Annotated in this window: 13 protein-coding genes; 11 read left to right on the top strand and 2 right to left on the bottom strand. The window is 32.8% G+C overall.

The window, feature by feature from the left end:
• Window positions 1-28 precede the first annotated feature (28 nt).
• From GCQ56_RS08140 to GCQ56_RS08185, 10 genes are all read left to right on the top strand, one after another.
• Complete coding sequence (locus tag GCQ56_RS08140; protein ID WP_152733965.1) at window positions 29-1,333, top strand: hypothetical protein; 1,305 nt, start codon at window positions 29-31, stop codon at window positions 1,331-1,333.
• A 221-nt stretch (window positions 1,334-1,554) separates the two neighbouring features.
• Complete coding sequence (locus GCQ56_RS08145; RefSeq protein WP_152733966.1) at window positions 1,555-2,523, top strand: DUF4268 domain-containing protein; 969 nt, start codon at window positions 1,555-1,557, stop codon at window positions 2,521-2,523.
• 3 nt (window positions 2,524-2,526) lie between these two features.
• Entirely contained in the window at window positions 2,527-3,645 is a 1,119-nt protein-coding gene (locus GCQ56_RS08150; protein WP_152733967.1) for a PD-(D/E)XK nuclease family protein, read from the top strand.
• Window positions 3,646-3,696: 51 nt separating this feature from the next.
• The gene (locus GCQ56_RS08155) at window positions 3,697-4,293 is read left to right on the top strand and encodes a PD-(D/E)XK nuclease family protein (RefSeq protein WP_152733968.1); all 597 of its coding nucleotides are present in this window, start codon (window positions 3,697-3,699) and stop codon (window positions 4,291-4,293) included.
• A 52-nt stretch (window positions 4,294-4,345) separates the two neighbouring features.
• Window positions 4,346-5,908 carry a type I restriction-modification system subunit M gene (locus GCQ56_RS08160; protein ID WP_152733969.1) on the top strand — a complete coding sequence of 521 codons (1,563 nt, stop codon included), beginning with the start codon at window positions 4,346-4,348 and terminating at the stop codon, window positions 5,906-5,908.
• Between the two features lie 100 nt (window positions 5,909-6,008).
• The gene (locus GCQ56_RS08165) at window positions 6,009-7,247 is read left to right on the top strand and encodes a restriction endonuclease subunit S (protein ID WP_152733970.1); all 1,239 of its coding nucleotides are present in this window, start codon (window positions 6,009-6,011) and stop codon (window positions 7,245-7,247) included.
• Window positions 7,248-8,315 (top strand): hypothetical protein, encoded by a 1,068-nt coding sequence (locus GCQ56_RS08170; protein ID WP_152733971.1) that lies wholly within the window; start codon window positions 7,248-7,250, stop codon window positions 8,313-8,315. It begins immediately after the preceding gene.
• 7 nt (window positions 8,316-8,322) lie between these two features.
• Window positions 8,323-9,027: a hypothetical protein gene (locus GCQ56_RS08175; RefSeq protein WP_152733972.1), complete on the top strand. Its 705-nt coding sequence runs from the start codon at window positions 8,323-8,325 to the stop codon at window positions 9,025-9,027.
• Window positions 9,028-9,082: 55 nt separating this feature from the next.
• Window positions 9,083-11,998 (top strand): type I restriction endonuclease subunit R, encoded by a 2,916-nt coding sequence (locus GCQ56_RS08180; protein WP_152733973.1) that lies wholly within the window; start codon window positions 9,083-9,085, stop codon window positions 11,996-11,998.
• 30 nt (window positions 11,999-12,028) lie between these two features.
• On the top strand, window positions 12,029-12,892 hold the full coding sequence (locus GCQ56_RS08185) for a hypothetical protein (RefSeq protein WP_152733974.1): 864 nt from the start codon (window positions 12,029-12,031) through the stop codon (window positions 12,890-12,892).
• Between the two features lie 668 nt (window positions 12,893-13,560).
• Here the strand turns inward: GCQ56_RS08185 and GCQ56_RS08190 are convergent.
• Complete coding sequence (locus GCQ56_RS08190; RefSeq protein WP_152733975.1) at window positions 13,561-14,130, bottom strand: hypothetical protein; 570 nt, start codon at window positions 14,128-14,130, stop codon at window positions 13,561-13,563.
• Window positions 14,131-15,920: 1,790 nt separating this feature from the next.
• On the opposite strand from GCQ56_RS08190, the gene GCQ56_RS08195 reads away from it, so the two are divergent.
• Entirely contained in the window at window positions 15,921-20,423 is a 4,503-nt protein-coding gene (locus GCQ56_RS08195; RefSeq protein WP_152733976.1) for a hypothetical protein, read from the top strand.
• Window positions 20,424-20,623: 200 nt separating this feature from the next.
• Here the strand turns inward: GCQ56_RS08195 and GCQ56_RS08200 are convergent, their stop codons facing one another.
• On the bottom strand, window positions 20,624-20,881 hold the full coding sequence (locus GCQ56_RS08200; RefSeq protein WP_152733977.1) for a hypothetical protein: 258 nt from the start codon (window positions 20,879-20,881) through the stop codon (window positions 20,624-20,626).
• Window positions 20,882-21,271: the final 390 nt, after the last annotated feature.

The following is a 21,271-nucleotide window of genomic DNA, read 5'->3' on the forward strand; positions in this document are numbered from 1 at the left end:
ATACCCCATTATATTCGCAATAGGAATTATGATTTTAAATTCGGCTTGTGAAGATATTTTCGGATCTGATGATTCTTCACATGCTACCATTGAAGTTGTTGCTGGAGATAAACAAAACGGACACTTGGGTAGTACACTTAATATTCCCATAAAAATTAAAGGTCATGCTAAAAATAGTAATGGCAGACTTATGCTTAAATGTAAAACCTTTCAGGGTAATGGTGGCTTAAACGATGGAATAGGAGATATTTACGAGTCCTCCTTAAAGAAATTGCTTACAGATGGTGAGACCGTTAGTTTTACATGGAGATTGGGCTGTGATCAAGAGAATCAGAAAATTAAGATATATGTACACGAAAGAAGGAGTGATGAAAAAGGTTTCTATGACAATGGATCCGGCTATAACGAACAAGCTTCAGATTCCTTAATCATTGAATCGAACGGTACATTGAAGAAAGGATGGAATAGATCGGCAGGTTACTATAGACTTGATCCTTCAAGGATTAAAATACGATCATTTGATGGTCAAACCTTATTCATGATTAATAATTATCTCTATAGGTCGGATGATGGTGGACTAAATTGGGAAAAAGTAGAGGGAGTGCCTCACAATGGTTACCTTTTCGATGCACAGTTTAATAGTCAGGGCACCTTATACGTATTAACAAGCGATAATGGTGTTTGCTACACCAATGATTTTGAAAATTGGGAATTCATAAATAATGGTTTTGTGAAGGATAATAATCCTACCTGTTTTCTTGTGAGAGACGAAGTAATGTATGTGAGCTTTTATGGGGAAGGTATTTATAAGACTGTGAATCAAGGCAAATTTTGGGAGAAATTACATGTGAAAAATAATCCCGGTTCCATCAACCATATTGCATGTCACCCCAACGGAGATATTTATTTGGTAGAAGACTATCAAGGTTTGTGGGTATCAAAAGATCAGGGAGCATTGTGGAAATTAATATATCTTAATAGCTATGTAAATTATAAGATCGAAGATTTTAAGATTGATGATAAAGGATTTCTCTATTTTGGATCACATGGTGCAAGTATTTCAAAATTATCACCTGAAAATTATGAGGGGGAAATTCATATTTATTTTTACAACAATACTCGTAATAATCAGTTTGTTAATAATATAACAATTGAAAATGGAGAAGTTTATTATCTGGTAAATAATATGCACTATCCGGGTATATACTCTATTGCTAACAATTGGCAATTAATAGATATAAACTTTAAAGGTCAGATAGATTTCTTTTATCGCAAGGCTGATGGAAACTTCCTCGTGCTTAAAGAGAATGGACTGTATTACTATAATGAGTAATGCAAAACTAAAATGAATATCCTCGGATGAGAACGGGATATAACAATTTTAAAAAGGAAGTGCTACTGCACTTCCTTTTTTGCATTCATACCCGAATAGGATTACATAAAAAACACATTACTACAATTAAAATCCATTCGATTCCATGTCCTAAATACTTTCACTTCTTAACTATTTTGTTAACTTTGAGCATCTATTAAATTACTACTTAAAATAGGACGATGACAATTAATCTGGGTAAATTAAAACGCATTGACAACCTCAGAGCCATCTGGGAAAATGAACAAACTGACTTTTCAAAATGGCTGAGTAAAGAGGAGAATTTGGAATTGCTGAGTGAGGAGATAGGCATTAACTTAAGCCTGCAGGAGACAGAGGCTCGGACTGGAAGTTTCTATATTGATATATTGGCAACCGAAGTAGAAACAGGAAAAAAAGTCGTGATTGAAAACCAATTGGAAAAAACCAATCACGATCATTTAGGCAAAATTATCACCTATGCATCTGGATACGAAGCCGAATACATCATTTGGATTGTAAAGGACTTTAGAGAGGAGCACAAGCAGGCGCTCGATTGGTTAAACGAAAATACCAATGAGAAGATCAATTTCTTTGGTATTAAAATGGAACTCTGGCAGATTGATACCTCGAAATATGCACCCAAATTCAATATTATATCTCAACCCAACCAATGGTCTAAAGCACTTCGGGGAGGTAAGAAATCAACTACCTTATCAGAAATAGGAGTCAAGCAAATCAATTTTATCGAAGAGTTCCGAGCTTACTGTACCGAGAACGAAAGTACTCTACAGGTGGGCAAAGCTCAGAATTCAACACCAGCTTACTATACAATAGGCATAGGAATGTCCGAGGGATGGGTAGCTGTGAAATTAAATACAGGCAAAAACATATTAAAGGTCGACTTCTATTTTGTAGACAAGGAGTATTATTCCATTATCAAACAGGAGTTTAAAAATGAGACGGAGGCCTTTTTTAACAATAAGCTTGTTTTTGACGATATGGAGAAATACAAAGGAGCTGTTATTAGCACCTCTACTAAGTTCAAGATTGACAATCAATCGCAATGGAAAACTTATTTCGAATGGATCAGGACCAATGCAGAGATCATGCAAAAGCAAATTCCCGACTTAATTAAAAATGCAAAAGAATTCTTAACAACTACAGCGTAAAAAATGACAGACGATTTATCAAAACTGCAAGATTTCCTGAACAATATTGAAATCCCAGAAATAAAAACCAAGCCTAAAACCTTTCTTGGAATCGCAAAGCAACCTCACTACGAGAATGTGTTGTCAAATCTCTATGCATTTTACTTTGATACAAATGAAGAGCATGACTTGAATGATCTATTCATTTCTACATTCTTGGAAATAATTAAAGATCATCTGCCTGATAAGCAAATTAACTTTAACCAAGCATTTAAAATAAAAACTGAGTATAAAACGGTCAAAAAAGGTAGAATTGATTTGTTACTTTATAACCAATCAAGCGCAATTATCATTGAAAATAAGGTATATCATTTTTTAGGTAATGATTTGGATGATTATTGGGATAGTATTTCAATGGGCAATAAAATAGGAATTGTTCTTTCTCTTCGTAAAATAAAGAATATAAACCATCCAAATTTTATAAATATCACTCATATGGAATTTTTGAATAGGGTGATATCAAATTTGGATCTATACAAAGATGGAGCAACCCCAAAATATCTGATTTTTTTACAAGATCTATTTCAAAATATTCACAACTTGAGCACACCTGACATGAACAAAGAAGAATTGGAATTCTACTTCAATAACCAGCAAAAAATCAATCAAATTTCTAGTTTTAATCAGAGAATGAACAATCATATCCTGGTGCAAGTAGAAAAAGCCCATATTCCCTTTGCTGAAACAACCAAGATTGCAGGAAAAAGAACAAAGCGATTCCGATATTTCCAATCCAAAAAGAATCCTCAACTGATGATTACAGTGGTAATCCAAAATCTTTTACAACCAAAAAAGGAAATGTATATCGCAGTTGAATTAAAAGGAGAAGCTTTAAAGAACAGGGAGCAATACCGTCATTTATTTGATTATCAAAAACCGGAATCCAAATTACTGCGTGAGGATTTTTTTGATAGTACAGACAATAATTGGGCTCATTTTGCAGGTTCTCCTTATTATCTCAATGAAGATCAAATTGCAGATTTAAGCAATACCATTGTTGATTTTATTAAAGAAAATGACTACTTGAAGATATTTAACAAACTAAATAATTATTTGTTAGAGGAGAAAAAGGCTAAAAAATAGCAATTGCTGAATAAACCAATCCACCATTTTATATTTCCAATATTACAATATATGATTACAAATTGTTTACCCTCTTTTTACGAAAATGAGCACGATACAACCGACAATGGAAAAGAAACCATTTTAGATTACAATTTAAATTGGATCCTTCGGTGCGGAGCAGATCATTATGCCAAAGCAGATGAGAAGATAAATACTTATGGAAGAAACTTTATTTTGGCACTCTTATATGGTAAGAATGTAAAGGATGGATATGAATTAGATAATAAGAAGTATCAATCTTATAGAATTATTTCGGTTGACACCTGGAGACAATGGGAGCAAATTGATTTGATTGCAGAAGTGGTAATTCAAACACCAGAAACTACCGAAAAATATGTGATTTCGATAGAAAATAAAATGTATACTTCAATAGGAAACGGACAATTGGAAAAATACAAATGTATTGTAGATGAATATTATAAGGATAATGATTATAAACCTATTCATGTTTTTATTAAAGCAGAAGAGGTAAATCAAGAAGAAATACAAAAATGTAAGGATAATGAATACAAATGGCTAACCTTTTACGATATTATAAATTGCGTTAAAATAACTCAGAAAACCGGTAATTACTTGTTCGATGAATTTTGGTTTCGTTATTGGTAAACCCTACCTTTAAGCCTCAAAATTAACATACATAAAACTACCATATACACACATGTCTGAAGACCAAAAGAAACAGCTGAAAGCTCAATTGTGGAGCATTGCAAATATATTACGAGGTAAGGTAAGTGCCGACGATTATCGCGACTACATTTTAGGATTTATTTTCTTTAAATATCTATCGGAGAAGCAGGAACTGTATGCCAACGAATTATTAGTTGGTGAGACAGTAACAGAATACACCAAAGTAAGCGATCAGGAGACTTTGGATGCCATTCACGATGAATCAGTAAACAAACTGGGTTATTTCCTAAAGCCTGATGAATTGTTTTCTGCTCTTGTAAGTAAAGGAAAAGGAAATGGCGACAGCAATTACATTATTGATGATCTACAGTCAGTATTAAACCACATAGAACAAAGCACGCAGGGTGAAGAGAGTGAAGATGATTTTTCTGCTTTGTTCGAAGATTTGGATTTACAATCGACCAAGCTCGGAAGAACCGTGGGTGCCCGAAATGAAATTATTGTGAGCATTTTGGTTAAACTCGATGAGATTGATTTCAAGTTGGACGAAATTGAATCGGATGTATTGGGGGATGCCTACGAATACCTAATTGGCAAATTTGCTGCAGGTGCAGGAAAATCAGCAGGAGAGTTCTATACTCCTCAAGAGGTTTCTACTATTTTGGCTAAGATTGTTACCACAGGCAAAGACAAAATAAAATCGGTGTACGACCCAACCTGTGGATCGGGATCCTTACTGTTGCGTGTATCCAAAGAGGCTAAAGTAGGAGAGTTTTACGGACAGGAACTGAACCGTACCACCCATAACCTGGCGCGAATGAACATGATTTTGCACGATGTGCACTATCGCCAGTTTGATATCAAGCAGGAGGATACTTTAGAGAATCCGCAGCATACCCAAAAGCGATTCGAAGCCGTAGTCGCCAATCCGCCATTTTCTGCACACTGGAAAGGCAAGAACAACCCATTGAACGATACTGACGAACGTTTCTCACCTTATGGAAAATTAGCACCCAATACCAAGGCTGATTATGCATTTGTACAGCACATGATACACCAATTGGGCGACAATGGAATTATGGCTACTGTATTGCCTCATGGTGTACTATTCCGTGGTGCAGCCGAAGGCGTTATTCGCAAATACCTGATAAAGGAGTTAAATTATTTGGATGCCGTAATTGGTTTGCCTGCCAATATCTTTTTTGGTACCAGTATACCTACCTGTATTTTGGTGATTAAAAAGTGCCGTAAGGCGGACGATAATGTTGTCTTTATTGATGCTAGTGGGAAAGACCATTTTGTGAAGGAAGGCAACCAAAACAAATTGCGTCCCGAAGACATTGAACTAATTGTAGATACTTATCGTCAGCGAGAAACCAAAGATAAGTACAGCTATGTAGCCACGCTCGACGAAATTGCCGAGAACGATTACAATCTGAACATACCTCGCTATGTGGATACATTCGAAGAGGAAGAGCCAATTGACATGCCAGCCGTATCAGCCGAATTAAAAAACATAGACCAGGAAATTGCCAATAACGACAAAATAGTAGCCGATTTTTGCCAGCAATTGGGAATCAATACCCCATTTTAATAAATGGATATTGTAGAGACGCAAGGCATTGCGTCTAAATAAAATATTGGCAAAACCGCAGAGACGAGATACTTCGCGTCTCCACAGTAAAAAGAAAACAATGCAAAGTAAAACGCAAAATATACCCCAATTACGATTCCCTGAATTTGAAGGAGAGTGGATAAAAACAAAAATATCCAGAGTTGCTAATAAAATTACAGATGGAACGCACGATACACCCAAGCCAATACCAAATGGAATTCCATACCTAACGGCAATCCATGTTAAAAATGGATGCATAGATTTTGATAACTGCTATTATCTCACCAAAGAAGAACATAATAAGATATATAATAGATGTAATCCTGAAAATGGAGATTTGTTAATGGTTAATATTGGTGCGGGAACAGCAAATGCAGCATTGGTTAACGTTGATTTTGAGTTTAGTTTAAAAAATGTAGCTCTTATAAAACCCAATAATACTATTATTGAATCAAAATTCTTTTCTCAGATTCAAAGAAAAAATAGTGCTAGGTTAAGACATCAAATTTCCACAGGCGGAGCACAGCCATTCTTGTCATTAAAAGAAATAGGGAAACTAAAATTGTGCATTCCAACCCTTGTTTGCGAACAACAAAAAATTGCCAACTTCCTCACTTCAGTAGACAAACGCATCAATCTTTTAAGCAAAAAAAGAGACCTACTGCAGGCATACAAAAATGGAATTATGCAAAAAGTGTTCTCCCAAGAATTGAGGTTTAAGGATGAAAACGGCAATCCATACCCAGATTGGGAAGAGAAGAGGTTAGAGGATATCCTATTCAATTATAGGTTAGGAGGAAATTACAAGAATTCAGAAGTTATTTCGCAATATCCATTAATTAAAATGGGTAATCTTGGTAGAGGAAAAATTAATTTGAATAAACTTGAATATATCCCAGAATCTGAAAGTATAGATGAAATAGATCGAATAAAATCAGGAGATCTTTTCTTTAATACAAGAAATACTCTTGAACTAGTTGGTAAAGTTGCAATTTGGAGAGAGGAACTACCTGTTGCATACTACAATTCCAACTTGATGTATATGAAATTTATGAATAATCACTTTATGAATTATTTATTGAATTCACACTCGGGTATAAAAGGATTGAGAAGGTTGGCAACTGGAACAACAAGTGTTGCTGCAATTTATACCAAGGATTTATTGAAATTAAAATTAATGATTCCAAAAAAGGATAACGAACAACAAAAAATCGCCAATTTCCTATCTGCCATAGATAATAAGATCGAACAGGTAGAAAAACAAATCGAGAAATCGCAACAATTCAAAAAAGGATTGTTACAGCAAATGTTTGTGTAAATGATTTTAACGAAAGATACCATAGCAGTTCATAAAGATAATATACCAGGATTAGATGGGTATTCTCGCGTTATTAGCAAAATTGAAGAGAATATTACAACAAATCCTGATATAGCTATAGAATCTTGTAAGTCACTTATTGAAGGTCTTTGCAAAAAAGCTTTGGAATTAGTAAGCGATAAATATAATTCAGATAAGCGGTTAAGAGGACTATGTGAGAATAATATGAAGGATCTTGTAAAGACAGCTTTTAATCATGTTTATTCAAATGGACTTGAAGCCAATATGCACGAATCTTTATATCATATTATCCAACAGAAAACACGTACTCAGACTTTTATAGAAAATGCCCAAAAGAGTCTTTATTTAAATTCAAAAAGTGCTATAGATAAGATTGCTGCAATCAGACATGATAGAGGTGATTTATCACATGGGCGAATTTATCCAAAGAAAATTGAGAGTGAAATTCATCTGGCTAAATCAATTGCATCCATTACTGATGGTATTTGTTCGTTTATGATCCATGAATTTTCAAGGCAATATGAAATAAAAGCTCATGAAAGCAAAAAGCTGGTATATGATGAATGGGATGAATTCAATACTTGGCTTGATCAGCAAAATGACACCTTGACTACTAAAGTAGACTTTAGTCGATTGTTGTATTCTCAGACCTATGAGAAATATGAAGAAATATTCTTTGGAGAATATTTAGATTTTATAGAGGCACAAGCTGAGGATCAAGAAGTGGATGAAAAAGAGGACGTAAAACCTGAAGAAATACCTGATTCTCCTGTAAGGTTTAGAGTTAAACCTAAAGAAAAATTGCTGGAGCATAAGTTTGAATGGGATAAAAAGAAATTAAAACTTGTTAAGCAATTTGCGAAAAAAGAGAAATTAGATGTTGAGCTTCTAAAGTTGCTAATAGATCAATATTTATTAAATGAAAAGTTCTTGGATAGAGATGAAGCAATTAAAACATTGCTGGAAAAACCATCATTGCAAGACAGGGCTGTAGAAGGGGAAAATATAAAAGAAAAAATTATAGCATTTGTTAATAGTATAAAATAAGAGTGAAATGACAAATATAAAGTATGCCGTTACTGATATTTTTCAAAGAGATTTTGCATATCATCTTTTTGATGGTGATAAACGATTAAGAAATTTAGCCATTTATTTACCCGCAATATCTTCAGCTCTGCTTCAAATAATTCTAGTTACTTTAGGGATAATGTATGAATGGAATTCAGGTATGATCACCATTGTATGCGTTTTTATCTCCATTCTACTTTTAGCATCAGTATACTTTATTCGATTTTATAGGTTGAAATCTATGAAACTCAATGCTAAAGAATTGAGTAATCAAATTTTAGACAAGAATTATAAAGCTGCGATTGGTAAGATTTTTCTGGATGATGAGCGTGATATTGAACTCTTAGATGAAATTATTCCTTTGTACGAAACTGATGTGAAAAAATATAATGAAAGATTCATTCATAAAGCAACAGTAGTAGCCTTGGTAATAGCTTTTTTTAGTTATTGGTTTAATCTTTTATTCCTGGATCGATTAAAAGAATATCTGAAACTTTTAAGTACTGATAAATTACTATTAGTTGCATTTCTTGTTTTATTAGTTGGAGGACTTATTTTTTTAGGTTACCGAATTGCTATCGATATTTATTACATGAAAGAGAATAAAAACTCAAAAGTATATGAACGCTTATGTACTTTAAGATATAAACTCATTAAGGAGAGGAAATTAAAAGAAAATACAAATTCCTAAAAGTCGCAAAGGAAATTCTAACCCAAGAATAATAAAATTCCAATTCTGACAATATATGACCACCGAACCCGAACAAATATTAGAAGATAATTTACTTACTCAATTAATTTCCTTAGGATACGAAAAGGCAATTATCAAAGATGAGACTGATTTATTGTCTAACTTGAAAACCCAATTAGAGAAGCACAACAAAATCAGCCTAAGTGAGAATGATTTTAAGCAAATACTGAATTTCATTAGTAAAGGTAATGTTTTCGAGAAGGCGAAAATCCTGCGTGATAGAGTTCCTTTTGTAAACGATAAGGGGGAAGACAAAACCATCGAGTTAATTAATCAGACCCATTGGTGCAAGAATGAATTTCAGGTGACCCAACAGGTGAGTATGGAGGGCAAATACAAAAATCGCTACGATGTTACCATTCTGATAAACGGTTTACCATTAGTGCAAATCGAACTAAAACGCAGGGGAATTGAACTGAAAGAGGCTTTTAATCAGATCAACAGGTACAAGCGTCATTCCTTTGCATCGGGAAATGCCTTATTTCAATACGTGCAGATATTTGGAATCAGCAACGGGGTCAATACAAAATACTACGCCAACAATTCAATCAAGAAATTGAATTACAAGCAGACCTTTTTCTGGGCAGATGAGAAAAACAAACTCATTACCCAATTATCCAAGTTTGCTGATGTTTTTTTGGAGCCATGCCACATTGCCAAAATGATTACGCGCTATGTCGTGTTAAACGAATCGTTTCGAGCACTGATGGTTTTACGACCTTATCAGTATTATGCTACTGAAGCGATTGTTGAAACAGTTGAAAAACGATCGGGCAATGGCTACATTTGGCATACCACAGGATCAGGAAAAACATTAACATCCTTTAAAGCCAGCCAAATAATTACGCGAATACCTAAAGTACATAAAGTGGTGTTTGTAGTAGATCGAAAGGATTTGGATTATCAGACCACTAAAGAATTCAACAGCTTTAGCAAGGGAAGCATAGATGGAACCAACAATACTAAGGCATTGGTCGATCAGTTTGCCGATACCAATATCAAATTAATTGTCACCACCATACAGAAGCTCAATACAGCCATTAGTAAGAATCGTTACAATGGCACCATGGAACAGTTACAGGACAAGCGCATGGTATTCATCTTCGACGAATGTCATCGTTCACAGTTTGGCGATACCCACCAGCGAATTGTGACCTATTTTAAAAACATACAATTGTTTGGTTTTACGGGAACTCCAATATTCGAGAAGAATTCACTGACCAAAAAATCGGTAAAGAAAACCACTAAATCCTTATTCAATAAATGCTTGCACAAATATGTAATTACCGATGCCATTAAGGATGAGAACGTATTGAAGTTTTCCATTGAGTACATTCGTACTTTTAAACGTAAAGATACCAAGCATGGCGTCTCTGATGTTGATATAGAAGTTGAAGATATCGACAGGGCAGAGGTGATGGATGCACCTGAACGATTGGATAAGATTACAGAATACATTATTGCCAATCACCACCGAAAAACACACAATAAAGAATACACCAGTATCTTTTGTGTTTCCAGTATCGATACACTGATTGAGTATTACAATATTTTACATCTGAAAAAGGAGAAAAATAAGCACAATTTAAAGGTGGCTACTATCTTTTCTTATCAAGCCAACGAGGAGGATAGAGATGCCATTGGCTCTTTCGAAGATGAAGAATTCCTAACAGCAGCCGAACCAAAAACATCATACAGTACAGATGCGACGCTTCGCGTCTCCAATACTACAGTAGCAGATCAAACCAAATACCGTCATTCCCGCGAATATCTTGATGAATTTATTGGTCATTACAACAAAGAATTTGGCACAAACTATACAACCAAGGATAGTCAATCATTCTACAATTATTACAACGACATTGCTCGCAGGGTAAAGAACAAACAGATTGATGTTCTCTTGGTGGTAAACATGTTTTTAACGGGTTTCGATAGCAAAGCTTTAAATACCATTTACGTTGATAAAAACTTGAAATATCATGGTTTAATTCAGGCTTATTCACGTACCAATCGAATTCTGGATGAAAGAAAATCGCAGGGAAATGTGGTTTGTTTCCGAAACTTGAAATATGCCACCGACGAGGCGATAAAATTGTTTTCGAATATCGACGCCAAAGAGGATATCATTATCAAACCATATGAAGAGTATGTGGCAAAATTTAACGAGGCTTTTATTGAGCTAATTCAAATAGCACCAACGGTAAATAGTGTAAACAGTCTGCAAACTGAAGAGGACGAAATGGCATTTGTAAAAGCATTTCGCGAACTAATGCGCCTGAAGAATGTACTGAGTACTTTCACCGAATTTACTTTCGAGGACCTTGCAATGCCTGAACAAGGCTTTGAAGATTACAAAAGCAAATACCTCGATTTGTTCGACAAGGTGAGAAGCAACAACTTAAAAGAGAAGGTTTCCATCTTACAGGATATCGATTTTGAGTTGGAATTGATTCATCGCGACGAAATAAATGTCGCCTATATTTTACGACTACTAGCCGATTTAAAAGATAAAAAGCCTGAGGAGCAGGAGAAAGAGAAACAAAGAATTGTTGACATCATAGCAGGTGATACCCAATTGCGTAGCAAAAAAGAGCTAATAGAGCGTTTTATACTAGAAAATCTACCGCATATAGAAGATGCCGATGATATTTCTGATGAGTTCGAAGTATATGTGAATAAGGAGCGAATAAAAGCTATAAAAGCAATGAGCGAAGAGGAAAATTTGGACTCTAATAAGCTCGAAAGACTTATTGGCGATTACCTCTTCACCGAAAAACAGCCCTTACGCGATGATGTTATCTCCATGATGAACAATCGCCCGGCACTCAAAGAACGCCGCAGCACCGCCGAACGAATTACAAGTAAGATTGTGAAGTTCGTGGAGACGTTTATTAGTGGGATTGCGGGATAGTAACCCAGTTAATAATATTAAAAACAATATATGATAAAATTTTTACGCTCTTACTATAAAGAAATTGGAGGTTTGTTGGCTTTTGCTATTTCCATAGCTTGGGTTTATGACAGAGGGAGGGATGATGAGCAGAAAATCAGAGAAACAATCATCCAAACTCAGATTTTTCAATATCAAAAAAAAGAATTGAAACTGGAAGACTCAATTAAAATTCAAAGTAATGTTATTGGCGAATTGCAAAAGACGATAACAAAATTAAATGGTTCGGATTTTGCATTAAAGATTAAAAAATTAGAATTTCAAAAGGCAGACTTAGAAAATGAAAAACATGAAGCTTCAAATACTATTCAAAATCTTTTAGATTCAATTAAATGTTTTAGTGGTGATAAGGAAAAAATTAAAGACCTAAAATTAAAATTGAATTTGAAGAAAACCGAAAAAGATAGTGTTGATCTCGTATTGAAAGGAACTAAACGTGAGCTAAGAAAATATAAAGATACTATTCATTCAATTGGTCAACGAAATATTCAATTATCCGAGAACTTAGCAAAGAGTAAGGTGAAGTATGATAAATTAAATAAATGCCTACCATTTTTGAAAGAAGCATATTTTCAAGAAAAGATGGCTGATAAAATAGGAAATAACCAGAAGAAACTGGAGTGCTTATTCAACTCATATGAAGCCTATGAATTAGCTAGAGCTCAAAATGTTTTTATGAAAACAGATCTTTGGAGGATAATTCGTAAGATTAATAAATTAGATTCAGATCATGAAATTTGGAAGATAAGTAATAAAGGATTTTCTATCAGAATAGATAGAAATTTATATTGGGATTTATTTGACCATAGATCAGTCTCTAATAAATCATCGAAAGAAAAAGTTGATAATGGTTGAATGAGAAATTCAGATACATTCTATTAAAAATAGACTTTCACCAAATATCCCTAAACGAATGCCTAATCTGGATCAAAGAATCCAACGAACAAAAAATAGGCTTATGGAAATAGTCCTTCGGTAAATGGCTGATAAAGCTATTAAAAGACCGAAATAAATACATTCGCAAAGTAAATTTCTTTTGGATTGATCGTTTCAATCTAATAGAAAAAATAAAAAAGTAAGATCAGTAATATTGGGTAGAGACGCAATGCCTTGCGTCTGTACAGCATACGTGGAATCAACACAGCATTCAAATCAATGAATCGTAAATTTTATTGAATTGGTATTGTAATTCATTTCCACACAAAATAAAAAAATCAAAATACCGGTAGAGACGCGATGCCTCGCGTCTTTGCATGATGCAAATCAATGCCTTGCGTCTTTGCATGATACAAATCAATGCCTCGCGTCTGTGTGTAATGCAAATCAATTTCTCGCGTCTTTGCATGATGCAAATCAATGCCTCGCATCTGTATAGCACACCTCACATTTTTACAGCACACCTCACGCCTGCACAAGTTCCAAATCAATCCAACAATCCTTATCAATCGCCCATTCTAGAATCACACAAATTAAATTCAAAAGAAACCGTCAGGCATTACATCCTGACAGTTCCTAGAATAGAATTATTGTAGCACCAATTCTTTATCCGCCTCATTTCCCGGATAGTCAAAAGCCTTCACAACAATTTTATCTCCGCTAAATTCTGCATTGGCAACTGTAGCAGCATAATGCCATTCGTTATCGCTACCATTTTTATTAGCCAATCCCTTTTCTACCAGGCTACCATCATTGTGATAGATTTCAACCTCAACATGTTCCACTTTAAAGTCGTCAAATGCAATGATTTCAATTTCATTTCCAACTTCACCATGATAATTGCTTACATTTAAATCACCAATTTCAGGCGAATGAAAATAATCAGCAACAGCCATGTTGTAGGCACTTGGCATGCCTTTTTTCTTGGCACTTTGCTTGTATTCCTCTTTCATCTCCGGAATACTCATTTGAACTTTTGCAAACTGAGTCGCATGTTTAAACTTGTCTTGCTGCACAATTTGCTCACTTGTACTTTCTCCTGAACGTTGTGGAGCAGAAGACAAAATAGTTTTTCCACCATTTTGTCTAAATACAAGATTTTGTCCAAGCTTACCGCTTAAACCTGATGTTACTAAATTTTTCTTAACTACTGCCATTTCTTTTCATTTTAGTTTATACTATATTGCTTTTTTTGTGTGAATAATCATTAAGTCCTGATTAATGAATCAAAATCTATGATAAAGGTCAAAAGGAATTTAGTAAATGTCAATAGACTAATTAACATTTTAAAAAACGAAATGGGATAGCAGTGAATAAAATCAATCAATCATACTAAACAATAATAATGTACTAACCTACATACTTGTGCCTATAGTCTTCCTATAGTCTTCCTTCGGTCTTCCTATAGTCTAGAAATAAATAGATTAAGAAAACATAAACACAGCCGTTAATGCACTAATATATGATAAATAATGAAGAAGCTGAAAATCAGGGGTATATCTGCTTATTTATTTTATTTCTAAATAAAATTCGGCTTTTCTGCTGCAGGTTTTACTCATAGATAGACATCAATTTTTTACTAAAATGCGACCAAAACGTCATTTTTGTGAAGAGAGCTGTAAAAAACGAAGAACTTTGAGCACTTGCAAGTAGGCATGTAATGAACAATACAAAAAGTGGGAAAGGAGCAGGCTAAGAAGTAATTTCTAAATCAGATCAAACAAAAAAAGCCTCCATTTAGGAGGCTTTCGATATCATATATTTTGCTGGATTTACTTCCCGATACAAAATATTTAACAAAAAATCAATGAATTTATTGCGATGGTTGAGTCACAAATAAGTTTCGACAAGCAGTGTATGTTGCTGTATTGTAATGCTTTAGTGTGGATTGTTTAGGTGTGATTCAAAATGACTTATTGTACTGTCAAAATTACTAATTTCCAGTATCAAATTTAAGCAAAATTTATCAATTGAAATACTGATTATAAACTATAATTTTGGGTAGGTATTAAATGTTCAAGCCATTTCCTGCTCTTGTAATTATTCAGTTATTATGCCTAATATAATTACCTAAGTAATTTACATTTCTTTCTCACATCATTACTTCGAAATTCTACAAAGTTTCCAGATCACTTCTACTACAGAAAGTGTAACTTCTTCTTTATCAAAATTCGAAACAACTTACTTCCCGATACAATAACTAATTAGTATAATAATATACAAGGATATATTTATAGTTTTACTATATTTAATTTATAAATAACTCAGCCCTAGTAATTCTATGAAACATCCAAATATTGAAGATCACTCTTCCAAGGCAAAAAAAATAATATTGGCAATGCCAAATTTTAGCTTCTTTCATGGCCCTACAGAGAAGGGAGACAGAAATAAAAGTTTCATTGGTCGCAAAAAAATTAAGCTTCAGTTAAAAACTATTTTAGAAAATAATATCTCAAATAAAGGAGTTTATTTAATAACGGGTTACAGAGGAATGGGTAAAACCAGTTTCGTTAATAAAACTATTGACGAAATAAAGAATAGTGTAAATTTCAAACACTATTTAAGCTGGTTTACTTTGGTGGCCCTGTTAACTTTTTCAATCAGTGCAATATCTCAAATTATTCACGAAATTATTATTATACCATCTTGGATTAAGTATATTCTATTTTATTCAGGAATTCTTTATCTAATTCTACTTATATTTTCGAAGGTTCATTCGGGCCATCAAAAAAATAAAATCTACTCACTTGAAAAATACAAAGGTTATTTAAATGAACTCAAAAATCTTCTGCTCCCTGAATTTAAATATTTGCCTAATCGCAAATACTTAAAATATGCGTTGCTGGTGGAATTAATCGTAATATTTGGTTTATGTTATTTTTGGTTTGGAGTATCATGGTTTAGCTTTAATTGGATCTATATGGTTATATGTTTAGTATTTCTCTGCATGGAATACTGCATTGATAATTACAACAAAATAATAGATAGAATATTTGAATGGGAACATCAGGGTTCTGTAAAAAAAAAGAAAAACTATGGTATATTAAAAAAAATCAAAGATGCAATTTACACTGTATTAAAGGTTCCTATATCTTTCTTTAATTATGGTAATGCAGTATATATTAAAATAAATTTTAGTGATAGAGATATAGATGAATTTCAGGCATTTAAACTTGTTTCTAATTCTGTTTATGAAAAAGTTAGTACAGGTAAAAATAAAATGTCTATCAACATCGTCGCAAAAGTTATAGGCATATTTGCTTTGTATTGCTTAACTGTAAATACTTATTGTAATAAACAAATAAATGAAGTATTTACAAACTTTAAAGAGAACTCGTCCTATAGCCATTGGATTCCTTCTGGAAAATATCCAAATGGTATCAATTATGACCAACTAGATCTAAAATCGAATTTTGCAGATACTACAAAAAGTAGTTTTTGCAAGTTGATAAATAGTGCCGATATCATTGTTCAAATGAACTATGATAAAATTCGAGCTTCGATTACTCCTGGCTCTAACGAAGGATTTTTCAAATATGTGAGATTAGGTTCCATTATACCAAATACACTCGATTATATATTTGTTTCTTATTTTTTAGTATGTTTCATCCTAGTATTATTGATATTAAGGACCATTTCACCTTTTTCAAAACCTGGGAAAATTATCAAAAAACTTAAAAAGTTAAATGAAAATATTGATGCTGCAATTAAAGAAGAGTATTCCAGGAAGTTTAAAAGTAAAAATTTGGATATTGGAGTTCGCAAAGAAATAAATGCAGGAAAAGCAGACATAAGGGATATTGAGCGAAGATTGATTTTAATTTTGGAAGAAATTCATTCAATTCCCCGAATATTTAACAGGCCTGAATTTGTCTTTATTTTTGATGAATTGGATAAAATCGAAAACGATAATGTTGAACAGGAATTACCATTTTATCATATTTCTCCATCGAAAAACAGGGAAAGACAACAAACAGTATTTAAGTTGCTTAAGAGAATGAAATTCTTCTTTACATCGGCTAATTCAAAATTTATCTTTATTGCGGGAAAAGAAATGTATGATTCGGCACTTTCCGATGAATCGGACCGTGATTCATTGATAAGCAGTTTATTTAATAAAATTATATATGTTGAAAGTTTCTTGTCGGATAATGAGAAAAAGGATATAACCTATGGCATTGAAGAGTACATATGTAATTTTTTAATTCCTGATGATTCAAGATTTAAGGGTAAAAACTTAAAAGAATATAGACGATATCTTGAATCATATTACGATAGCCAAAATAAAAAAGAAGCTGAAAATGGAACTATAAAACTCGGTGAGGAAGAAATTAAAATTAAAAATGAAATAGAAAGAATTATAACAGTATTAAGACATTTTATTGTCTATTTAACTCATAAGAGCAGTGGTGTGCCGAAAAGATTATCGCTATTACATGAGAAGTATGTACAGCAAATGAATCAAAGGGAGTTAACAGATAAAGACATAATAGTTAAACGGGAAGAGCGAAACTCTTGCTATCTTGTATTAAACGAAAAAGATCAATATATAATTGGGCTATATCATTATTTAATCTCACCAATTAATATTTTTATAAATAACAATATACGCGAATTGGGGGACAAGTTATTAATGTCCATATCTTTTTTAACCAATCATATCTTTAAATATCATAGATTTGGATTTTCCTGGAGGAATCTTGAAAATTCTCCAGAGTTGCTGGATATTCATAAAACTCCGGAACTAAGAAGTTTTACTTCAAAACTAATCGATTTTATTTCTGATATTCATCTTCAAAGTAATATTAGTGGTTTATACAATTTTAAATTTTACAATTCCATTTCAAACGAGATTTCCTATCTGTCACGAATTTCTGATAGTGACTCTTCTGTTTTTACATTTTCCTATGATGAAGCTTATCCCATAAAATCCTATTTTCAGGAACAGTTAAAGCATATTAGAGATAACTATTCAAGCGATGGAACATCCAAAAATGATTCGCAGTATATTCATTCATTAGCTACAATTCACTTAATATTGGCTGATTTGTATTATTACGAAGAAAATTATACAAATTCGATTACAGAATATTTGGAAGGAATCCAACAATTACGATCGATTAGTGAGGAAGATTTTAGAATCAATCATTTGCTGATATTGGTTCGAAATATGCTAAAATTAGGTTTGGTTTATGAAAAACGAAAAACATTTTCTGCAGCTTTATTGACCTATAGTGAGTTGGTAACAAGAATGCTTTCATTTAGAGATGTTGATTTAAATAGGTTTGGATTAAGCTTACGTAGAAAAAACTCTCGTTTGTATGTTACCGCTTGTTCAGGTAATGACGGTAGTATTTGTAATGATAGTTTTGAGCCCAGGGAATATGACCCTAATGAAGAGGCAAAATTTGAAGCAAATGATTTTGGAAAGCAATTCTTTGAATTCTTAAGTAAGGAGAAGTTGGATGTGTTAAATAATGTTTCAGCTTTTGAAAATATTAAACTTCTATATCAACCATTATTAGCAAGGTTTTATGCCATTGAAAAAAATTCATTTAAGGGAGTAACACAATCTGATATCCACCGACTTTTGAGTGAATTTCACTTTGCCCACAGAACCTCTGTATTTAAAGGTAAATCCTTAATATATAGTGATATTTCATTGAGAATAGGGCATCTTTTATTTTATAAAAATTCGAATATAAGTATTGAAAACCTAGAACTTGGAACTGATAAGGTACAACCTATTTGTAAAAAGTGTGAAAGTAATGGAATTGCATGTTCCTTTTATTCCTATTCAATAATAAATCTACTCAAGCATGAATTTGAGTTCGTAAAACAAGATAATTCAATTATTTCGCTTATAAATAATCTGATATTAATTGCCTCTAATGAACCATATAAGAATAGAAATGAGGCGACAGAATTACTTGCTCATTCATGCTCATCTCTTGGAAACACAATGTTCAGTTGTATTCGAGGTATTGATAAGAATATAATAACCGATTCGATTAATAAATTTTTGAGTTTGGTTAAAAGTTTTGATAACCATGGGAGTGATAATACAATTGTTGAAGACAATAGGCTCCAAAATGTATTGATGTTATACTATATCTCATCGGTACTGCATAAAAGTAGTGGGAACCATAAAGATTCTATCTTCCAGAAAGTTAAAATCTTACGCTTGTTGTTGGGAATTAAGGTTGAAAATACAGACTGGCTAGAACAGTTTAAGGATCTCATAATTAGACCTACAATTAAGGATGTGTATTCAAAATACTCATTTATTCATGTTAATGAAATAAACAAGTTGAAAGGTCAGTATCTTAAGGATCCAGATACTTATTGGAAAGATATAAACCTTAAAAATATAGGTATTAATGAAGATCTATCTGAAATCATGTATTTGTTTAATGAGTTCAAATTGAAGTCATTAGAGGTGGATAAGATGAAAGATGTTTTGGTAAAGAATAGATATATACAACCTAGCAATATCGTAAATAAAATTATTGCTTTGCGTTATAATAGCAAATTCAATTATACCCTGTTGGAAAAAATTAATATGAATCCCCAAAAGTACGATAAGCCAGATTCAAATGAGGTTTTTCTTGGACAATTATTTGATGCATATTCCAAGGAATTCAAAGATCAATCTACTTTTGAATTCTGCATTTATGATTCAATTTTTTGTTTAGTTGAGATAATTAATAAAATTAATCTGTATGGTGTCAACTATCATTTGAATCACTTCCTGAAGGGCTCAATCCATGAAAAGCTTGCCTATTGGGCTTATGTTTTGGAAATTTACAAGTATTCTCTGGAACTTGTAGAAATGGCTCAAATGAAATTTAAAGAGGAACTTGAAGAAGAAAAGATAGGAAGTAAAAAATGGAGTGAACTTGCAGATGACCAGAAAGGTACTATATGGAAAAGGGTTGAGAGTGAGATGGAGAGCAGTACATTATGGCAGCGCTTACTAGTTAATGATTTCGATAATAAAACTAAAGCAATGCAGAAGTATGAAGATAGGATAGGAATCACTAAAAGTCATAAAGAATCACAAAAACAAGAATCACAAAAACAAGAATCAATATTTGGTAAAATTCAATTACTATTAGATTCAAAACTTGAATCTTCATCACAAAATATTAATGATAAGTTAAATGAATATATAGGATCTGATAATATTCCATTTGTAAAAGAAAACTATCAAACAGAAATGGCCATAAAGGAATATTTTAAATCAATTGAAACCCATTACGAAGGGAAAAGCTACAAAGCTTTTAATGAGAATATGTATTATTTGGATTCTGATTTTAATGATGAAATATATTTGTTTAATGCAGCTTTGGAAAGGCATATGATAGAGGATAAACAGGTTAGAAAAAGAATTGATAAGTTGAAAGTGCGTTTTGAGAATACCAGAATTTATGATTTAGAAAATTATTAATATTTATATTAAATTAATTAGTAAAAATAGATGACTATATTTTGTATGTCTATAGATAAAAGAAAATTATGACTGCAATCCATATAGAATTTTAATAGTTTCTTTACATCATGCCCAAGCTTTGGATGATAAATAGCAACTAAGTAGGTTTGTTTACTAAAGTTAAATTCCGTATTGATCAGATTATTAATTTTTGAATATTAGAGGTGTTTGGATTTCAAATAGTCTTTTATCTCAAATATCGCCGCCTTTAATCCCTCAACTCTTCCCCTAAGCTTTTCTCTGGTTATCCTTTTGTCTGTATCATTACTGATAAGTCTGGATTCCAGTCTTGTGATTTGATTGCTTAGCTCAGTGATGATGGGAGAGAGTTCAACTTTTTGGTTTGGAATGATGAGTCTGATTTTTCCCTGTACACTCAGCTGAAAAATTCTCAGGTAATTCTGATCTTCTTCCATTTACACTAGGTTCTTTTGGAAAATGAATATAAAATATCAGAATGGACTGAAGTAGTATTTTTGCCGTAGGATGGTCTTCTGGTAAAACTACGAGAAAAGATGATTTCTACCTCTGCCCATTCCACGTTGTGGTGAAAGTAAAAGGACGAAGAGCCAATAGTGGAAGAGGAAGAAGTTGCAGAAGAAGCTGAAGATCTGGTTATCAGGTTAATTATTGAAGAGGATATTGGTAATTAGGTGTAAGAAAATATTCAAGTTGTGACAACTAGAAGAGACATGGCATCTAGCAACGTACAAGATTCATATTTTTTAAGGGTATGGGATTGAAGTTGATCCTCATACCCTTAATAATATCAAGATTGGATTAATTGTTTTAAAATGAGTTGTATA

Origin of the sequence: Marinifilum sp. N1E240 (assembly GCF_009295825.1) — a bacterium.
Lineage (GTDB): Bacteria > Bacteroidota > Bacteroidia > Bacteroidales > Marinifilaceae > Marinifilum_A > Marinifilum_A sediminis.

Excerpts from the sequence above, each read along its gene's own strand:
- GCQ56_RS08140 (WP_152733965.1), top strand. The coding sequence starts at position 29 with ATGATTTTAAATTCGGCTTGTGAAGATATTTTCGGATCTGATGATTCT.
- GCQ56_RS08145 (WP_152733966.1), top strand. The coding sequence starts at position 1,555 with ATGACAATTAATCTGGGTAAATTAAAACGCATTGACAACCTCAGAGCC.
- GCQ56_RS08150 (WP_152733967.1), top strand. The coding sequence starts at position 2,527 with ATGACAGACGATTTATCAAAACTGCAAGATTTCCTGAACAATATTGAA.
- GCQ56_RS08155 (WP_152733968.1), top strand. The coding sequence starts at position 3,697 with ATGATTACAAATTGTTTACCCTCTTTTTACGAAAATGAGCACGATACA.
- GCQ56_RS08160 (WP_152733969.1), top strand. The coding sequence starts at position 4,346 with ATGTCTGAAGACCAAAAGAAACAGCTGAAAGCTCAATTGTGGAGCATT.
- GCQ56_RS08165 (WP_152733970.1), top strand. The coding sequence starts at position 6,009 with ATGCAAAGTAAAACGCAAAATATACCCCAATTACGATTCCCTGAATTT.
- GCQ56_RS08170 (WP_152733971.1), top strand. The coding sequence starts at position 7,248 with ATGATTTTAACGAAAGATACCATAGCAGTTCATAAAGATAATATACCA.
- GCQ56_RS08175 (WP_152733972.1), top strand. The coding sequence starts at position 8,323 with ATGACAAATATAAAGTATGCCGTTACTGATATTTTTCAAAGAGATTTT.
- GCQ56_RS08180 (WP_152733973.1), top strand. The coding sequence starts at position 9,083 with ATGACCACCGAACCCGAACAAATATTAGAAGATAATTTACTTACTCAA.
- GCQ56_RS08185 (WP_152733974.1), top strand. The coding sequence starts at position 12,029 with ATGATAAAATTTTTACGCTCTTACTATAAAGAAATTGGAGGTTTGTTG.
- GCQ56_RS08190 (WP_152733975.1), bottom strand. The coding sequence starts at position 14,130 with ATGGCAGTAGTTAAGAAAAATTTAGTAACATCAGGTTTAAGCGGTAAG.
- GCQ56_RS08195 (WP_152733976.1), top strand. The coding sequence starts at position 15,921 with ATGGAATACTGCATTGATAATTACAACAAAATAATAGATAGAATATTT.
- GCQ56_RS08200 (WP_152733977.1), bottom strand. The coding sequence starts at position 20,881 with ATGGAAGAAGATCAGAATTACCTGAGAATTTTTCAGCTGAGTGTACAG.